17 protein-coding genes are annotated in these 16,229 nt (G+C 48.8%); 15 read left to right on the top strand and 2 right to left on the bottom strand.

All coding sequences use genetic code 11. From position 1 onward, the window contains the following. Nucleotides 1-215 precede the first annotated feature (215 nt). The 10 genes from alaS to D5E69_RS15385 all read left to right on the top strand — a co-directional run bounded on the left by alaS (nucleotide 216) and on the right by D5E69_RS15385 (nucleotide 10,165). Nucleotides 216-2,840, top strand: a complete 2,625-nt coding sequence (alaS, locus tag D5E69_RS15435; protein ID WP_159130373.1) for an alanine--tRNA ligase — start codon at nucleotides 216-218, stop codon at nucleotides 2,838-2,840. 83 nt (nucleotides 2,841-2,923) lie between these two features. Further along, nucleotides 2,924-3,190: an IreB family regulatory phosphoprotein gene (locus tag D5E69_RS15430; protein ID WP_048006427.1), complete on the top strand. Its 267-nt coding sequence runs from the start codon at nucleotides 2,924-2,926 to the stop codon at nucleotides 3,188-3,190. 3 nt (nucleotides 3,191-3,193) lie between these two features. Further along, nucleotides 3,194-3,610 carry a Holliday junction resolvase RuvX gene (gene ruvX / locus D5E69_RS15425; RefSeq protein WP_179125841.1) on the top strand — a complete coding sequence of 139 codons (417 nt, stop codon included), beginning with the start codon at nucleotides 3,194-3,196 and terminating at the stop codon, nucleotides 3,608-3,610. A 15-nt stretch (nucleotides 3,611-3,625) separates the two neighbouring features. After that, nucleotides 3,626-3,913, top strand: a complete 288-nt coding sequence (locus D5E69_RS15420) for a DUF1292 domain-containing protein (RefSeq protein ID WP_048006187.1) — start codon at nucleotides 3,626-3,628, stop codon at nucleotides 3,911-3,913. 147 nt (nucleotides 3,914-4,060) lie between these two features. Continuing rightward, nucleotides 4,061-5,200: an endolytic transglycosylase MltG gene (gene mltG, locus D5E69_RS15415; protein WP_048012712.1), complete on the top strand. Its 1,140-nt coding sequence runs from the start codon at nucleotides 4,061-4,063 to the stop codon at nucleotides 5,198-5,200. 174 nt (nucleotides 5,201-5,374) lie between these two features. Beyond that, the gene (locus D5E69_RS15410) at nucleotides 5,375-6,028 is read left to right on the top strand and encodes an O-methyltransferase (RefSeq protein ID WP_249931502.1); all 654 of its coding nucleotides are present in this window, start codon (nucleotides 5,375-5,377) and stop codon (nucleotides 6,026-6,028) included. Nucleotides 6,029-6,260: 232 nt separating this feature from the next. Further along, nucleotides 6,261-6,896 (top strand): uridine kinase, encoded by a 636-nt coding sequence (gene udk / locus D5E69_RS15400; RefSeq protein WP_048006185.1) that lies wholly within the window; start codon nucleotides 6,261-6,263, stop codon nucleotides 6,894-6,896. Between the two features lie 170 nt (nucleotides 6,897-7,066). Then, the gene (gene greA / locus D5E69_RS15395; RefSeq protein WP_048006184.1) at nucleotides 7,067-7,543 is read left to right on the top strand and encodes a transcription elongation factor GreA; all 477 of its coding nucleotides are present in this window, start codon (nucleotides 7,067-7,069) and stop codon (nucleotides 7,541-7,543) included. Nucleotides 7,544-7,639: 96 nt separating this feature from the next. Continuing rightward, nucleotides 7,640-9,388, top strand: coding sequence for a peptidoglycan D,D-transpeptidase FtsI family protein (locus D5E69_RS15390; RefSeq protein WP_159129888.1), 1,749 nt, complete (start codon nucleotides 7,640-7,642; stop codon nucleotides 9,386-9,388). A gap of 81 nt (nucleotides 9,389-9,469) precedes the next feature. Further along, nucleotides 9,470-10,165, top strand: coding sequence for a YrrS family protein (locus tag D5E69_RS15385; protein ID WP_048006182.1), 696 nt, complete (start codon nucleotides 9,470-9,472; stop codon nucleotides 10,163-10,165). A 49-nt stretch (nucleotides 10,166-10,214) separates the two neighbouring features. On the opposite strand, the gene D5E69_RS15380 is transcribed toward D5E69_RS15385, so the two are convergent. Next, a complete protein-coding gene (locus D5E69_RS15380) occupies nucleotides 10,215-10,421 on the bottom strand; it encodes a DUF2536 family protein (RefSeq protein ID WP_159129887.1) in 207 nt (68 codons plus the stop codon). Nucleotides 10,422-10,590: 169 nt separating this feature from the next. On the opposite strand from D5E69_RS15380, the gene D5E69_RS15375 reads away from it, so the two are divergent. The 5 genes from D5E69_RS15375 (at nucleotide 10,591) to D5E69_RS15355 (ending at nucleotide 14,368) form a co-directional block, all read left to right on the top strand. Then, nucleotides 10,591-11,229, top strand: a complete 639-nt coding sequence (locus tag D5E69_RS15375) for a class I SAM-dependent methyltransferase (RefSeq protein WP_148795545.1) — start codon at nucleotides 10,591-10,593, stop codon at nucleotides 11,227-11,229. Between the two features lie 16 nt (nucleotides 11,230-11,245). Then, a complete protein-coding gene (gene mtnN / locus D5E69_RS15370; protein ID WP_048006179.1) occupies nucleotides 11,246-11,938 on the top strand; it encodes a 5'-methylthioadenosine/S-adenosylhomocysteine nucleosidase in 693 nt (230 codons plus the stop codon). 45 nt (nucleotides 11,939-11,983) lie between these two features. Next, the gene (locus D5E69_RS15365; RefSeq protein WP_063191728.1) at nucleotides 11,984-12,913 is read left to right on the top strand and encodes a PLP-dependent cysteine synthase family protein; all 930 of its coding nucleotides are present in this window, start codon (nucleotides 11,984-11,986) and stop codon (nucleotides 12,911-12,913) included. Next, complete coding sequence (locus D5E69_RS15360) at nucleotides 12,910-14,046, top strand: bifunctional cystathionine gamma-lyase/homocysteine desulfhydrase (protein ID WP_159129886.1); 1,137 nt, start codon at nucleotides 12,910-12,912, stop codon at nucleotides 14,044-14,046. Before D5E69_RS15365 ends, D5E69_RS15360 begins: the two co-directional genes overlap by 4 nt. 94 nt (nucleotides 14,047-14,140) lie before the next feature. Then, a complete protein-coding gene (locus tag D5E69_RS15355; protein WP_249931501.1) occupies nucleotides 14,141-14,368 on the top strand; it encodes a YrhC family protein in 228 nt (75 codons plus the stop codon). Between the two features lie 518 nt (nucleotides 14,369-14,886). Here D5E69_RS15355 and D5E69_RS15350 read toward each other — a convergent pair. Then, nucleotides 14,887-16,167: an IS110 family RNA-guided transposase gene (locus tag D5E69_RS15350; protein ID WP_159129661.1), complete on the bottom strand. Its 1,281-nt coding sequence runs from the start codon at nucleotides 16,165-16,167 to the stop codon at nucleotides 14,887-14,889. Nucleotides 16,168-16,229 lie beyond the last annotated feature (62 nt).

Genomic DNA, 16,229 nt, shown 5'->3' with positions numbered 1-16,229 from the left:
CCCAGGCTGAAAGGATACCCGGATGAAGGATGACGGAAGGCTGATCCGGAGTGCAGGAGAACCCTGCCGTATGGCCGCGTTAAGGCGTATTGAGGGATGGATAAGAACGTTTATCCATAACCAGGGTGGTACCGCGAGCTAGCTCTCGTCCCTGATCAGGGATGAGGGCTTTTTTGTATTCTTTTTTATCTACATATTCAAAGGAGGAACTAATGATGAAAACATTGACAGGAGCCGAAATCCGGCAAAAATTCCTGGATTTCTTCCAGGAAAAGAACCATGGTGTGGAGCCGAGTGCTTCGCTGGTCCCGCATGAGGATCCATCACTTCTATGGATCAATAGTGGAGTCGCAACGCTCAAAAAATATTTTGATGGACGTGTGATCCCTGAAAATCCAAGGATCGTGAATGCACAAAAATCGATCAGGACGAATGATATCGAAAACGTGGGTGAGACTGCCCGTCACCACACATTCTTTGAAATGCTCGGGAACTTCTCCATCGGCGATTACTTCAAGGTGGAAGCCATCGAATGGGCATGGGAATTCCTGACGAAAGAGGAATGGATCGGATTTGATCCTGAAAAGCTTTCCGTAACGATTCATCCTGAAGATCATGAAGCATTCGATATCTGGCATACCAAAGTCGGAGTACCGGCAGAACGCATCATCCGAATCGAGGGGAACTTCTGGGATATCGGGGAAGGACCAAGCGGACCGAACACGGAGATCTTCTATGACCGAGGTCCGGAATATGGGGAGGACCCAAATGATCCTGAACTGTATCCAGGCGGGGAGAATGACCGTTATCTTGAGGTATGGAATCTTGTGTTCTCGCAGTTCAACCATAATCCTGACGGGACGTACACCCCGCTTCCGAAGAAAAACATCGATACCGGTATGGGCCTAGAGCGTATGGCGTGCGTGGTCCAAGGCGTGCCGACGACCTTCGATACCGACCTCTTCATGCCGATCATTTCGGCTACAGAAGGTATGTCGGACAGTAAATACGGCGTGCGCAAAGAAGACGACAAAGCATTCAAAGTCATTGCCGATCATATCCGGACCGTGGCATTTGCCATCGGGGACGGGGCCCTTCCTTCCAATGAAGGACGCGGTTATGTACTGAGACGTTTGCTCAGAAGGGCTGTGCGCTTCGCGAAGCAGATCGGCATCAACCGTCCGTTCATGTTCGAACTCGTTCCGGTCGTAGCGGAAGTGATGGTCGACTTCTATCCGGAAGTGAAGGAAAAGATCGAGTTCATTCAAAAAGTGGTGAAGAACGAAGAAGATCGTTTCCATGAAACGCTGAATGAAGGACTGCAGATCCTCTCAAGCGTCATCAAAGAACAAAAGGCAGCAGGAAGCACCGTCATTCCGGGTAAGGATGTATTCAGATTGTATGATACGTATGGATTCCCTGTAGAGCTCACTGAGGAATATGCAGAGGAAGAGGGGCTGACTCTCGATCAATCCGGCTTCGAGTCCGAGATGGAAGCACAGCGCGAACGTGCACGCTCCGCCCGCCAGGACGTGGGAAGCATGCAGGTCCAAGGCGGCATCCTCAGCGATGTGACAGTGAAAAGCGCATTTGTGGGCTATTCGAGTCTTGAAACAACGGCTACCGTCCTAGAAGTCATCGTGGGAGATGAGCGCCAGCCAAAAGCCGACCAGGGGCAAGAGGTGCAGTTCATTCTTGATGAAACCCCGTTTTATGCTGAAAGCGGCGGGCAGATCGGAGATAAGGGTTATCTCTTTGCCGATGGGGTAAAGGTGTTTGTAAGAGACGTCAAAAAGGCTCCGAACGGCCAGAACCTCCACTCGGGTATCGTAGAAGAAGGATCCCTGCACAAGGATGCAGAAGTGAAGGCCGTCGTTTCAAGGGAATCCCGCAAGAAAGTCGAGAAGAATCACACAGCTACCCATCTTCTCCATCAAGCACTGAAGGATGTACTAGGGGAGCATGTCAATCAGGCAGGGTCCCTCGTTGAACCGGACAGGCTCCGCTTCGACTTCTCACATTTCGGTGCCATCACGGAAGCAGAGATGGAACAGATCGAACAAATCGTCAATGAAAAAGTATGGCAGGCCCTTCAAGTCAACATTGAACAGAAGACCCTTCAGGAAGCAAAAGCGATGGGGGCCATGGCACTCTTCGGCGAGAAATACGGGGATGAAGTGCGTGTGGTTTCCATCGGCGACTACTCCCTCGAACTATGCGGTGGCTGTCACGTAGGCAATACCTCTGAGATCGGCCTCTTCAAGATCCAGTCAGAAGGTGGTATCGGAGCAGGCACGAGAAGGATCGAAGCTGTGACAGGCGAAGGGGCATACCGTGTCCTGAATGACCAGGTTTCCCTTTTGAAGGAAGCGGCTTCCAAGCTGAAGACCAATCCGAAAGAAGTGACGGTCCGCGTCGAATCCCTTCTGCAGGAAATGAAGGAACTTCAGAAAGCAAATGAATCATTGGCGGCAAAATTGTCCAACATAGAAGCAGGAAACTTGACCGACCAAGTCAAAGTCGTGGATGGAGTCAATGTCCTGACGGCAAAAGTCGGAGGCGGCGACCTGCGCAACATGATGGATGACCTGAAGCAAAAGCTGTCCTCCGGTGTGATCGTCCTTGCTTCTGCCAATGGCGACAAAGTCAACATCATCGCAGGTGTGACGAATGATCTCGTCAAAGAAGGCTATCACGCAGGCAAGCTTGTGAAGGAAGTCGCTACACGCTGCGGTGGAGGCGGCGGCGGACGTCCGGATATGGCCCAGGCAGGCGGAAAAGATGCATCAAAACTGGATGATGCCCTTCAATTTGTAGAAGAATGGGTTAAATCCGTTTAACTCCCTGTCAAAGTGGTGTACAATGGTTGTAACGATTAACAATTCGGTTGTCAAAAAGACAAGCCTGAAGAGAGGTGCCAATGATGAGTTCTTTTGACAAAACGATGCGATTTGATTTTTCCGAGGAGCCGTTTGAACATGATGTGAAGGAAGTCCTCCTTCAAGTCCATAATGCACTTCAGGAAAAAGGGTACAACCCGATCAATCAGATCGTAGGGTATTTACTTTCCGGAGATCCCGCGTACATTCCAAGGCATCAAGATGCCAGGAATATCATCCGACGCCTTGAGCGCGATGAAATCATCGAAGAATTAGTCAAATCGTATTTGAAACAGCATAAAGAGGGATAACACATGCGCACTATGGGATTGGATGTCGGCTCGAAGACCGTGGGTGTCGCCATCAGCGATGCCTTCGGCTGGACGGCCCAGGGAATCGAAACCATCAAGATAGACGAAGAGAAGAATACGTTCCGGCTCGACAGGATCAAGGAGCTCGCAGAAGAATATGAAGTGAGCAAGGTCGTCGTCGGCCTGCCGAAGAATATGAACAATACCATCGGCCCCCGCGGGGAAGCTTCCCAGGCATATGGAGAGCTTGTCCGCACCGAGCTCGGTGTGCCCGTCGTCTTTTGGGATGAGCGGCTCAGTACGATGGCTGCCGAAAGGGTTCTCCTTGAGGCAGATGTGAGCAGGAAGAAGCGTAAGAAAGTAATCGATAAAATGGCTGCCTCCATGATCCTTCAGGGATTCTTGGACAGTCAAAAATAATGAGGTGTATTTAAAATGGAACATGGCGAAAAACAGATCACAGTAGTAGACGAACAAGGAAACGAACAGCTTTGTGAAGTCCTCTTCACATTCGAATCAGATAAATTCAACAAATCATACGTTCTGTATTATCCACTTGGAGCAGATGAGGATGATGAAGAAGAAATCGAAATCCACGCTTCTGCATTCCTGCCTGGAAACGAAGGCGAAGAAGGCGAATTGCAACCGATCGAAACAGAAGATGAGTGGGACATGATCGAGGAAATGCTCAACACATTCCTCGAAGATGAAGAAATGGAATAAGGATTCATCACACGCAGGTGCCGGTGAAGGGAGAAAACTCTCTCCTTTTTACCGGCCCCTGTTTTTCTTTGTGCAAAATATTGTATAATGGTGGAGATGATGTCGAAATCAATGTCGGATATCCCGCTTTTTGCTCGAAAGGGGGGAATGGTTATGACAGATAAAAAAGAGATAAAGGAAACGCTGATGAAAAAATTACTCGAACGACAATCCGAAGCAAGGTCCATCAGGAAGATCGTCGGCCTCATTCTTCTATGTGTGGTCATCCTCATTGGGGGAACGGCTGTAGGCGGTTATTTCTACGTCAAGTCCGCCCTGAAGCCCGTGGACCCCGATGATTCCAAGCCCGTCAATGTAGAGGTGCCGATCGGCTCCGGAGTCTCCACCATCGCAGATCTTCTTGCAGACAAGGGGATCGTGAAGAACGCAACGGTATTTAAGTATTATGTGAAGTTCAACAATGAATCAGGGTTCCAGGCAGGTAGCTACGGTCTCACTCCATCCATGACGATGGATGAGATCATCAAAAGCCTGAAGACCGGCAGGGTGATCCGTGATGCGGAGTTCACCATCACCGTCCCAGAAGGCCTGCAGCTTGATGAGATCGCCGCTCTGATCGGTGAAAAGTCACCGTATTCAAAGCAGGAAGTGGAAAAGAAGTTGGAAGACAAGAAATGGATCGAGCAATTAAAGAAGGAATATCCGAATCTCATTACGAAAGATGTCTCAAACAAAAACATCAAACGGCCGCTTGAAGGGTATCTATATCCGGCAACCTATTCGTTCTACGAAAAGAAGCCGTCGCTTGAAAGCATCCTGAAGGAAATGATCAACCAGACGAACGAGGTGCTGGCCCAATACGAGCCGGCCATGAAAGAGAAGAAAATGTCCCCGCATGAACTCTTGACCTTTGCCTCACTGGTGGAGAAGGAAGCAACGGAGAAAGCGGACAGAGGAAAGATCTCAAGTGTCTTCTATAACCGCATTGAAGAGGACATGCCTCTTCAAACGGATCCAACCGTGCTGTATTCACTTGGTAAACATAAGGCAAGGACCACCTACAAGGATCTGGAAGTGGATTCTCCTTACAATACGTACAAGAATAAAGGACTGCCACCAGGGCCGATTTCAAATGCAGGCGTATCGTCCATCGAAGCGGCATTGGAGCCGGAAGACACAGATTTCTACTACTTCCTTGCTTCATCCAACGGGACCGTCTACTATTCGGAAACCCTGGATGAACATAATGAAAAGAAAGAAAAGTACATCACGAATAAGAAGGACTGATCCATGGAGGAGGAAAGAAATATTCGCTTTCCTCCTCTTCATATGATAAAATGATACAAGTTATTTTCATATACCGATGCCCGGCGTTGTAAGTAGAAAGCTCAAGGTAGCTTTCTTCTTTTCATGTTCATTGCGCTCTCAGGGCCGGAAAATAAACGATAGAAGGTTGATTCCGTGGACGAAAAAGTAATCGATTATATAGAATCCATTATTCTGGACCGTTCCGATCTGCTTCAGGAAATGGAAGCATATGCTGAAGCGAACGATGTGCCCATCATGGAGCTTGTCGGCATCGAGGCACTCCTCGGGATGCTCAGGATCCAACAGCCGAAGCGGATCCTTGAAGTGGGGACGGCAATCGGATATTCCGCACTGAGGATGGCCGAAGCGCTTCCCGATACAACCATCGTCACACTTGAAAGGGACGGGGAAAGGTATGAGAAGGCGCAGGAGTTCCTTGGCCGTTCATCTGCACGTGACAGGGTCATCACCCTGTTCGGTGATGCCCTCGAGCTGCAGGAAGATGTAAAGCAACATGGGCCGTATGATGCGGTCTTCATCGATGCTGCCAAAGGTCAGTATCGCAAATTCTTCGACAGCTATTCCGAGATGCTGACCGAAGAAGGTGTCGTATACTCTGACAACGTTCTGTTCAAGGGGCTTGTTGCAGAGGAAGTGGTTGAGCAGAAGCGGATCCGTAACATGGTGAAGAAGCTGCAGGACTATAATAAATGGCTGATGGACCATCCGGAATATGATACGTCGATCCTTCCTGTCGGGGACGGGGTCGCGATCAGCAAAAAACGGGGTACCCGTGAAGAAGCCTAGAACTCCGGTGAAGCTGACCGTTCATCATGCATGCATGAAAAACGAGCGGGGGTGGAGGGGAATGCTGAGTGGCCAAAGAGGGATCGTTCAGATCCGGTCATTCAGCCCATCATACACCCAAGTGGGATGAAAAAGGGAATGAGCAGGATGTTGTCCGCCACCCATTATAAATTGTGAAAGATCATGCAGAGCATGAGCACTGCATGATTCGAAAGGAGAACATCGTAACCTTATGAAGCAGAAACCCGTCGTCATTGGTGTAGCAGGAGGTTCAGGGTCAGGGAAGACAAGCGTAACGAAAGCGATCTACGAACAATTCCAGGGCCATTCCATCCTCATGCTGCAGCAGGATTATTATTATAAAGATCAATCCCACCTACCATTCGAGGAGCGTCTGAAGACGAACTATGACCATCCACTGGCGTTCGATAATGACCTTTTGATTGAACATCTCCATGGACTATTGGACCATCAGCCCGTGGAAAAACCGGTTTATGATTATAAGATGCATACGCGTTCGGATGAAACGATTCCTGTTGAGCCGAAAGATGTGATCATCCTGGAAGGAATCCTTGTATTAGAAGATGAAAGATTGCGCAACTTAATGGATATTAAACTATATGTGGATACCGATGCTGATCTCCGCATCATCAGAAGGATGCTTCGCGATATCAAGGAGCGCGGGCGCTCCATTGATTCCGTCATTGATCAGTACATCACGGTCGTCCGCCCGATGCACAATCAATTCATCGAGCCGACGAAGCGGTATGCCGATGTGATCATTCCGGAAGGCGGCCATAATCATGTGGCCATCGATCTCATGGTCACAAAAATTCAAACAATTCTTGAACAAAAGTCATTTTTGTAATACGATAGCATAGATAAATAAAGTCCAAAATTTACAAATCCCCACAATTGAACATCATCAGGGAATGGAGAAGGGTTTCATCTTCTCCATTCCCTCGCTTTACATGCTGAAGCAATAAGGTACATAAAGAGCACGGGGATGCTCTAAATAGAGAAGGAGTGAAGAGGGTCATGAGTACAGAAAAAGTATACCCGATGACGATCGAAGGGAAAGAAAAATTAGAAAAAGAACTGGAGAACCTGAAAACGGTTAAACGTAAAGAAGTCGTCGAGCGCATCAAAGTCGCAAGGAGCTTCGGGGATCTATCCGAGAACTCTGAGTACGATGCAGCCAAAGATGAGCAGGCATTCGTAGAAGGACGCATCTCGACGCTTGAAAATATGATCCGTAACGCCAAGATCATCCAGGAAGATGATCATAATTCCGATACGGTCCAGCTTGGTAAGAAGGTGACCTTCATCGAACTTCCTGATGGCGATAAAGAAACATATTCCATTGTGGGAAGCGCTGAAGCCGATCCATTTGAAGGGAAAATCTCCAATGACTCACCGATCGCCAAAAGCCTTCTCGGACACAAAGTAGGCGAACAAGTGACGGTTCAGACTCCAGGCGGGGAAATGAGCGTCAAGATCGTAGAAGTAAGCTGATAAAAAGAAGGGGGCCTGCGGGCCTCTTTTTTTATGGGGAAAATCAAAGGACTAATTCATCTCGGAACCGTCAACACTGATGGGAGAGGTGAAAGCATGAAGAAGAAGCGGGTCTTATTCTTAAGTATCATCCTATTATCCATCCTGTTTGGTCTGATCGGAAGGCTGATGCAGGTGCAATTGGTCCAAACCGAGTCATTTTCCAAGCATAAGATCAATCTGATTGAGAGCAGCGTGGAACAGCGGACGCAGCAGATTGTCATAGACGAAGGGAGGGGGGCTTTCCTTGATCGTGCAGGCAATCCCCTGACCTTCGATGAAGAAAATGTCGTGGTGCTCTTCCCGTTCCTGAATAAGATTGAGTGGCCGAGCGCCACAGTAGCATCCATCCTGGGGATGAACGAAGCAGACATCAAGCGGGATCTCCTCGGGGCAAAGGAACCCGTCGTTTTGAAAGGGAGCCAGGATCTTACGCAGTCTCAAATGGACCGCGTGAACGCTCTGGAGGTCCAGGGGGTCTTCGCCGTGAAGAAAAAAGTGAAAAAGTCTGTGATCCCTGCCGCGCAACTGATCGGGGTGACGGGTGAAAACACGACCCTGTTCCATGAGCGGTATCCCGATAGGGTCAAGGGGGCCAATCAGCCTGTTGGTGTCTCGGGGCTTCAGGGCATATTTGACGAATGGCTCATAGCCGAGGAGCAGGCGAAGCTCGTGTATCATGTGGATGCAACAGGAGGGCCTCTGTTCGGAGCCGACGTGAAATATATCGCCTCGGCCAATCCATTCTATCCATTAAACGTGAAGACGACAATTGATTCAAGAGCGCAGCAAGCCCTTGAAGAAGTCGCTGATACGTACGAGATGAAAAAAGGCGGTCTTCTTCTCCTTGATATCGAGAGCAACGAGATCGTGGCCAGCGTCTCACGACCGAAGATGAAAGAGGGGGAGCCATTCGGTGAAGGGGCGACGGATTATATGAGAAAGGCCCTTATCCCAGGGTCCGTCTTCAAGACGGTCATCGCAGCGGCGAGCCTTGAGGAAGGGCTGGTGGATGAATCAAGGATGTTCGACTGTGACCGGGATATCAGGGGTGGGGAAGCGCAGAAGCCCCACGGCTCGATCAATATCAAAGATAGTCTGGCAGCGAGCTGCAATCGTACATTTGCAGACCTCGCGAATGAACTGACAGAAAAAGATCCAGATCTGATCGAGACGTACGCAGATAAACTCGGCCTCACGGGAGATGTCGCCTGGAAAGGGGACGTATTCCACTATGAGGATTTCTCCCAGTTGAAGCTGGAACAATCCAGGATCTTTGCGTCAGATGCAGCAAGGGGGGATCGCAACGAGATCGCCATGACCGGGATCGGACAGAATGAAGTGAGGGTGACCCCCATCGGCATGGCCAATATGATGGCGACGATTGCAAGGGGAGGGAAGGCGTACGAGGTGAGTGCGGTTTCGACGGTTGAATATCAGAACGGGGCGGATATGGTGAATTTCCCGAAGCAGGAAGGCGGAGAAGGAATCAGCCCGTTCACAGCGATGAAAATGCAGCAATATTTGCGCGGAGTCGTGAATTCTCCTCTTGGGACGGCGCCTTATCTGCAGGAAGCAGCATACGAAGTGGCCGGTAAGACCGGCACAGCCCAGACGGGAAGCTACCGGGGAGAAACCATCAAGGCAAATGAGCTTTATAATAAGTGGTTCGCAGGCTACTTCCCTTTCCGCGACCCGAAATATGCCCTCGTGGCGGTGAATATGGACGTTCTTGTGGATGAAGGTGGCATCTATCCGATCTTCAAGGACAGTGTCGATGCGCTCTACCGTCTTGATCAGGAATGAGTCGAAGGAAATGGATAATGTTTCGCTTTCTTCTTTTTCCCCTGTCTGTTAAACTATTGAGGATAATAGGGAGGGAAAGACATGGCGAAGTACCAATCTCGATTAGATAAACGATCAAAAAAGAACACCAATAAAATCCTGAATATCATGATTGCAGTCGTCGTCCTATTGATCCTCGTAGTGGGCGGCTCGATCCTTATTGGAGGCGGGAACGACAAAAGCTCCGATACGGCTTCTTCCTCTACTGGTAACGGAGGGGACAAAAAAGCCTCTGCCGAAGAAAATAAAAGTGATACTGACAAATCAGATGACCAGGATTCAAACGATAAAAAAGCTGCTGACGATGAAGAGGACAAGGACAAAAAAGAAGACAAAGATGAAAAAAAATCCGATGATGATAACGAAAAAGATCTGAAGTCGGAAGATGACAGCAAGCTCAAAGTCCAGGATGGCGACGAACCGAATGTGGATAAAACCGTTGTGCATCCAGACTGGAAGCCGGTCGGCACTTCACAATCAGGGGAGCATGTGTCTTCCTATGATCTGGGGACCCCCGACTGGAATGAAAAGGTAAAAGCTCTATCCTACGCTACCGGAATACCGGAAAACAATATGACGGTGTGGTATATTGAAGGAAATGGAAGTCCTCAGAAATCCATCGGTACGGTATCCGCTAAGAATGATTCCCAAGCTTACAGGGTCTATCTGCAGTGGATCGATGGAGAAGGCTGGCAGCCTACCAAGGTTCAGGAACTGATTGAAAACGATAAGAACTAAAGAAATCCGCCCGGGTCATGGACCCGGGCGGATTTTTCTGTTGATGCATTCATTGATTCAGCTTGAAATGGACGACGGCCGTATAAAGGCGGCGTCCGTGTTCGTCTACCGTCACATGGTGCTGGACGTGATGGACCCTGAGCATGATCGACTGGTTCAATTCGATCTGTTCGGAAATGTTCTTCTCCAGAGTGGAAAGATCTACGGCTTCGAAGAACTCCACCTTATCCTTGATCAATTCAAATGAGATACTCATGTTTATCCCCCTCTTATCGGTTCGCCTCCTTATTTTAGGGCTTGTCTGTCCCTTTAGCAATGGATAACAGTTGAATAATGAGGATGGATATGATAATTTAATAACAGTTTTAAAATTAAATCATAGTATATGGATAGGAATTATAAACTTTCCAACAGGAGTGGGATCGATGGGTAGAGAGTTTTTGGATTTATTCCAGGATTGGGCGAATTCATATGACGATACGGTAACGGGTCATGATGTTGAATATCAGGCGGTGTTTGAACACTATGATGCCATACTTGATGCAGTGGCTGCCCGTGCAAAAGGAAGGGTCGTCGAATTCGGTCCCGGAACGGGCAATTTGACGAAGAAGCTCTTGGAGAACAAGCTGGAGGTTCTGCCGTTCGAGCCTTCCCCTGAGATGAGGGAGATCGGCATGCAGAAACTCGGGGATCTGGTGACATTCAAAGATGGTGACTTCCTTGACTTCGATCTTGATGGGGCGGTGGACTCTTTCGTCAGTTCATACGCGTTTCACCACCTCACCGACGAGGAAAAAGGAAAAGCCTTTGAGATTTATGGCAAGTACCTGCCCCGTGGTGGTAAAATAGTATGGGCCGACACCATGTTCGAAAGTGACCGGCACTATCAAGCCGCCATATCCGCAGCCATCGAAAAGGGATATCACAATCTTGCAGATGACCTGAAACGCGAATACTACACCACATTGGATGTGTTCAGAGCCCTTCTTGAACCAAAAGGATTCACTGTCACATTCGATCAGGTGAACGCATTTGTATGGATCATGGAGGCGACTAAACAGTAGAAAGAGGTTTTACACTATGAAAATCGCCATCATCGGAGCAATGGAAGAAGAAGTCACTCTATTGAGGGAAAACATTTCGAATCCTGTGGTCGAAACCATCGCAGGGTGTGAATATACAAGCGGGACAATGAAAGGGAAGGAAGTCGTCCTTCTACGTTCCGGAATCGGAAAGGTAAATGCCGCCATGTCGACGGCGGTCCTACTTCAGCATTTCAAGCCGGATTGCATCATCAACACCGGATCAGCAGGCGGATTCGACCCTGCACTGAACGTCGGGGATGTGGTCATTTCCACAGAGGTACGTCATCATGATGTGGATGTGACGGCATTCGGTTATGAATACGGTCAAGTGCCTCAGCTTCCGGCTGCCTTCACAGCAGATGAAAAATTGAAACAAATCGCCGTCCAGTCGGTGAAGAAAATGGGCGACGTACAAGTCGTTTCCGGCTTGATCGCAACAGGGGATTCATTCATGAGCGATCCTGCGCGGGTCGAAGCGATCCGTGACAAGTTCGATTCCTTGCAGGCAGTGGAGATGGAGGCGGCGGCGATCGCACAGGTTGCCCATCAATTCGGCACCCCGTTCGTCATCATCCGTTCCCTTTCTGATATTGCCGGGAAGGAATCCGATCTGTCATTCGATCAATACCTGGAAAAAGCGGCCTTGCATTCAGCCAATATGGTCATGAATATTGTAGAGTCCGTATAAAGAGAGAAGCTGTCCCGGTGGCAGCTCTGTAAGGGGGAGCAACCTTTGGAAGTATATAGCAGTGTACAGGAACTCATCGGGAACACACCCATCGTGGAACTGACGAACTTCCCGCTGAAGAAAGGGGTCCGGCTTTTCGCGAAGCTGGAATTCATGAATCCGGGTGGCAGTGTCAAGGACCGCCTTGGAAAAGAACTACTGGAAGATGCGATCCGGACCGGCAAGATTCAAAAGGGCGGTACGCTCATAGAGCCCACGGCAGGCAATACAGGTATCGGACTTGCCCTGGCGGCGGTGAGTTCAGGTTACAAGGTGATGTTCTGCGTCCCTGAAAAGTTCTCGGTCGAAAAGCAGACCCTCATGAGGGCCCTCGGTGCCACGGTGGTGAACACCCCGACAGCCGACGGGATGAAGGGGGCCATCGCCAAGGCCGAACAGCTGCTGAAGGAGATCCCCGGTTCATATTCACCTGCACAGTTCTCGAATGCAGCGAACCCCATGACCTACTACAAGTCCCTCGGTCCGGAAGTCTGGAAACAGATGGATGGACGGATCGATACGTTTATAGCGGGCGCCGGCACAGGCGGTACGTTCATGGGGACGGCGCGCTTCCTGAAAGAACAGAAGGCGTCGCTCAGGACCGTCATCGTCGAGCCTGAAGGGTCCATCCTGAACGGAGGTCCGTCCGGTCCCCACCGCACAGAAGGGATCGGCATGGAGTTCCTGCCGGATTATATGGATCCATCTTATTTCGAGGGGATCCATACGGTGAGTGATAAAGATGCTTTCACCATGGTAAAGGAACTGGCCGGAAAAGAAGGCCTTCTCGTCGGAAGTTCTTCCGGTGCGGCCATGTATGCGGCACTCCTCGAAGCAGAGCAGGCTGAACCCGGGGCACATCTCTTGACGATCTTCCCCGATTCCAGCGAACGATACTTAAGTCAGGATATCTATGAAGGAGGAAGTTCAGAATGAAAAAGAAAACGAAACTGATCCACGGCGGCATTCCGACCGACCCCCAGACGGGTGCGGTGTCCACACCGATCTATCAGGTAAGCACATATAAGCAGGATGAAGTCGGTAAGCATAAGGGGTTTGAATATTCCCGGTCAGGAAATCCGACCAGGCATGCCCTTGAGGAATTGATCAAAGATCTTGAAGGCGGAGAACGAGGGTTTGCATTCGGTTCCGGTATGGCCGCCATCACAGCGGTGATGATGATGTTCAATAGCGGTGATCATGTCGTCCTGACGGATGATGTCTACGGCGGTACCTACCGTGTGATGACAAAAGTATTGAACAGGCTCGGCATCGAATCGACATTCGTCGATTCCAGTAATCCATCGTCCATCGAAGAAGCGATCCGTGAGAATACGAAAGCGGTCTATATCGAGACACCGACCAATCCGCTCCTGAAGATCACGGATATCAAAGCAGCAGCAGCCCTTGCAAAGAAGCATGGCCTGCTCACCGTAGTTGATAATACGTTCAGTACGCCATACTGGCAGAATCCCCTTGCCCTAGGTGCAGACATCGTCCTTCACAGTGCCACCAAATACCTTGGAGGACACAGTGATGTCGTGGCAGGACTCGTGGTCGTGAATTCCGATCAGCTCGCGGAAGAACTCTTCTTCGTTCAGAACTCTACCGGCGGTGTCCTCGGTCCACAGGATTCATGGCTGCTCATCCGCGGGATCAAGACGCTCGGCCTCCGGATGGAAGAGCACGAAGTCAATACGAAGAAGATCGTCGACTTCCTCCTTCAACATCCAAAAGTGTCCAAGGTCTATTACCCTGGACTTGAATCGCATCCGAATCACGAGATTGTAAAAGCACAGGCTTCTGGCTTCGGCGGTATGGTTTCGTTCGATGTGGGAAGCGAGGCGAATGCCGACCGTCTTCTCACCAATACGAAATACTTCACCCTGGCAGAAAGCCTCGGTGCCGTGGAAAGCTTGATTTCCGTGCCTGCCCGCATGACGCATGCCTCCATTCCGAAGGATCGCCGTGACGAACTTGGCATCACGGATGGCCTCGTCAGGATCTCCGTCGGCCTTGAGGATGTGGAAGATCTGATTGAGGATATCGATCAAGCGCTCTCTAAATAAGCTGGCAGGGATGGCATCAATTACATGAGGGTTGACACCTTCGGATATGTTACCATAGATTGTGAGTCAACTAGTCCGAAAGTAGGTGTCGACGTTGAATAAGAACATATTCGAACAAAAGAAATCCGATTATAGACGGTTTGGATTCACTCTTTTATATTTGAGCGTATTCTTATATCTGGGCGTATTGATCCCCGGCATTTCAGATACCGCGGTGAAGTTGTACAGCCTCATGGGCATGACCATGGTCCTGCTGATCGCTTCTTTTACCTTCTTTAAAAAGGCAATCACGTATCAAAAACGAATTATGGAAGACGAATAAGGCCGGGACAAAAGTGTTCTAGTCATAGTAAACCCGAATTCATTTGCCAAGAGTCAGGCAAATGAATTCGGGTTTTTAATTTGTTTAAATAAATATTCATTGCTTCCAGCGGTTGATAGGAGTGCAGGACGAAGACTCCCTCGGAAAAAGTTATTATGACGGGTGTTCCCAACACTTTTCTTAGGTGAAAAATTTTTTTGAATATCCTTTCGGATTTTCTTCATTCCTTCATTTATCATTTATTCAAAATAAAGGGGATCGAGCCTACGCGTTGCGTCAGGAGATTGGATAAATCCCCCCTTTTTAATTCTTATGGGCACCTTTGATCTCTGCTTGTTAAGGGGACTCACCCTCCCATATCTCCTGGCATCTATGTGCTCACATTCCTTCGTTGGGTCTCGCCTTAACGCAGAGGCCAGCTTATGCTCCTGCATGGACTGATCTAAGATGATCGTCGAAAGTCTTGTGTGTGCCGGCTTCTCAGTGTCTAGGTTGTTTTAATTAAGCGAGCGTAGATGTTACGCAGCTTCTTGATTACCAAAGAAGGAGATATCAGCTACCATACGTTCTTCATTGAATGTTTCGCCCCTTTTGCTTAAACCATGAAGGACTTGAATCAATTTCCGACATAGGATTAACAACGCTTCTTTCTTAGCGACGGGGTGTTCGCGATGTTCACTATAGTAATCGTACAGGGACCGAAACGCTGGTATGGCGTGTAAAATCGGGAAAATCGCCTTATATATCAAGGAGCGTAGCCGTTTCCGCCCGCGTTTCGACAAGCGTTTGTTCCCTTCTTTTTTTCCCGAGGAATTGGTGACTAACGTAAGACCCGCTAATTTAAGGATTTGGCGTGGACTCTTATAGTGTGAAAAGGCTCCTATTTCTGAAAGGATCTCTACTACGGTGTTTTCTCCAATACCAGGGACCGAAAGGAACAGATCGAAATCTGTCATCTGTTTCGCCAACGTCACTAACTGCTTTTCTATGCTTACCAGTTGTTCTTCAAGCAGCTTCATCTGTGTCAATAGAATTTGGATTTCTGCCCGTGCCATTTCAGGACTCTCCTGATAGCCAATAGATGTGGCCGCGACATCAAGAAGCTTAGTAAGGTTTTTAACCGAGAAATGCTTACCTCCCAGGTTCTTGAGGTTCTCCAAGAGCTTCTCAGGATCTTCTCTCACAAGGTCTTCCGGAAGAGGATAAGAAGAAAGAACAGTGGAGGCGTTCATTCCAATGGACTTATAAACCGAAATAAACTCAGGGAAGTATAGATCAATCCATCGCTTGATCCGGTTTTGAGTCGACGCTCCTTGTTTTTTCAGACGAGCCCTAAATGCCGAACCATGACGCAACTCTGCTTCAATAGGAGTCATGTCACGAGGAATACTGTAATAGCCTTGCGGTATCATCTTGGCAATGACACGAGCGTCTTTCGGATCGTTTTTACTCTGTAGGTTGTCATCCAATTCTTTGGTTTGCTTCACATGGAGAGGGTTGACGAGAACAAAGCGAATGCCCCGATCCGTAAGGTACGAGGATAAATTCATCCAGTAATGACCGGTAGGTTCAAATCCAACGACTACATTCTTCTTTTGATGAGATTCCATCACCTTTAGGATGGTAGCGTAAAAGGTTTCAAAGCCTTGTCTGGACTGACGGAATGAGAAGCTTTTCTTGACCTCCCTACCTCGTTCATCCACTGCGCAGGCATAATGTACACACTTGGCGATGTCGACGCCAATCACCAATGTGTCCTCAGAAATTTGATTAATGCGTTCATTTCGATTATCATGCATGTTAAAGATCCTCCTTTTTGTGTGTGGCTTCGCACCTGCATCATAAAGGAGGATCTTTTTTT

The sequence above is a fragment of the Rossellomorea marisflavi genome, assembly GCF_009806575.1.
Lineage (GTDB): Bacteria > Bacillota > Bacilli > Bacillales > Bacillaceae_B > Rossellomorea > Rossellomorea marisflavi_A.
This window is presented reverse-complemented; position numbering and strand designations above follow the sequence as displayed.

Bases quoted from the DNA above. Each gene is read 5' to 3' on its own strand.
- D5E69_RS15430 (WP_048006427.1), top strand. From the start codon at position 2,924: ATGAGTTCTTTTGACAAAACGATGCGATTTGATTTTTCCGAGGAGCCG.
- greA (WP_048006184.1), top strand. From the start codon at position 7,067: ATGAGTACAGAAAAAGTATACCCGATGACGATCGAAGGGAAAGAAAAA.
- mtnN (WP_048006179.1), top strand. From the start codon at position 11,246: ATGAAAATCGCCATCATCGGAGCAATGGAAGAAGAAGTCACTCTATTG.
- D5E69_RS15385 (WP_048006182.1), top strand. From the start codon at position 9,470: ATGGCGAAGTACCAATCTCGATTAGATAAACGATCAAAAAAGAACACC.
- D5E69_RS15390 (WP_159129888.1), top strand. From the start codon at position 7,640: ATGAAGAAGAAGCGGGTCTTATTCTTAAGTATCATCCTATTATCCATC.
- ruvX (WP_179125841.1), top strand. From the start codon at position 3,194: ATGCGCACTATGGGATTGGATGTCGGCTCGAAGACCGTGGGTGTCGCC.
- alaS (WP_159130373.1), top strand. From the start codon at position 216: ATGAAAACATTGACAGGAGCCGAAATCCGGCAAAAATTCCTGGATTTC.
- mltG (WP_048012712.1), top strand. From the start codon at position 4,061: ATGGTTATGACAGATAAAAAAGAGATAAAGGAAACGCTGATGAAAAAA.
- D5E69_RS15420 (WP_048006187.1), top strand. From the start codon at position 3,626: ATGGAACATGGCGAAAAACAGATCACAGTAGTAGACGAACAAGGAAAC.
- D5E69_RS15375 (WP_148795545.1), top strand. From the start codon at position 10,591: ATGGGTAGAGAGTTTTTGGATTTATTCCAGGATTGGGCGAATTCATAT.
- udk (WP_048006185.1), top strand. From the start codon at position 6,261: ATGAAGCAGAAACCCGTCGTCATTGGTGTAGCAGGAGGTTCAGGGTCA.
- D5E69_RS15350 (WP_159129661.1), bottom strand. From the start codon at position 16,167: ATGCATGATAATCGAAATGAACGCATTAATCAAATTTCTGAGGACACA.
- D5E69_RS15360 (WP_159129886.1), top strand. From the start codon at position 12,910: ATGAAAAAGAAAACGAAACTGATCCACGGCGGCATTCCGACCGACCCC.
- D5E69_RS15380 (WP_159129887.1), bottom strand. From the start codon at position 10,421: ATGAGTATCTCATTTGAATTGATCAAGGATAAGGTGGAGTTCTTCGAA.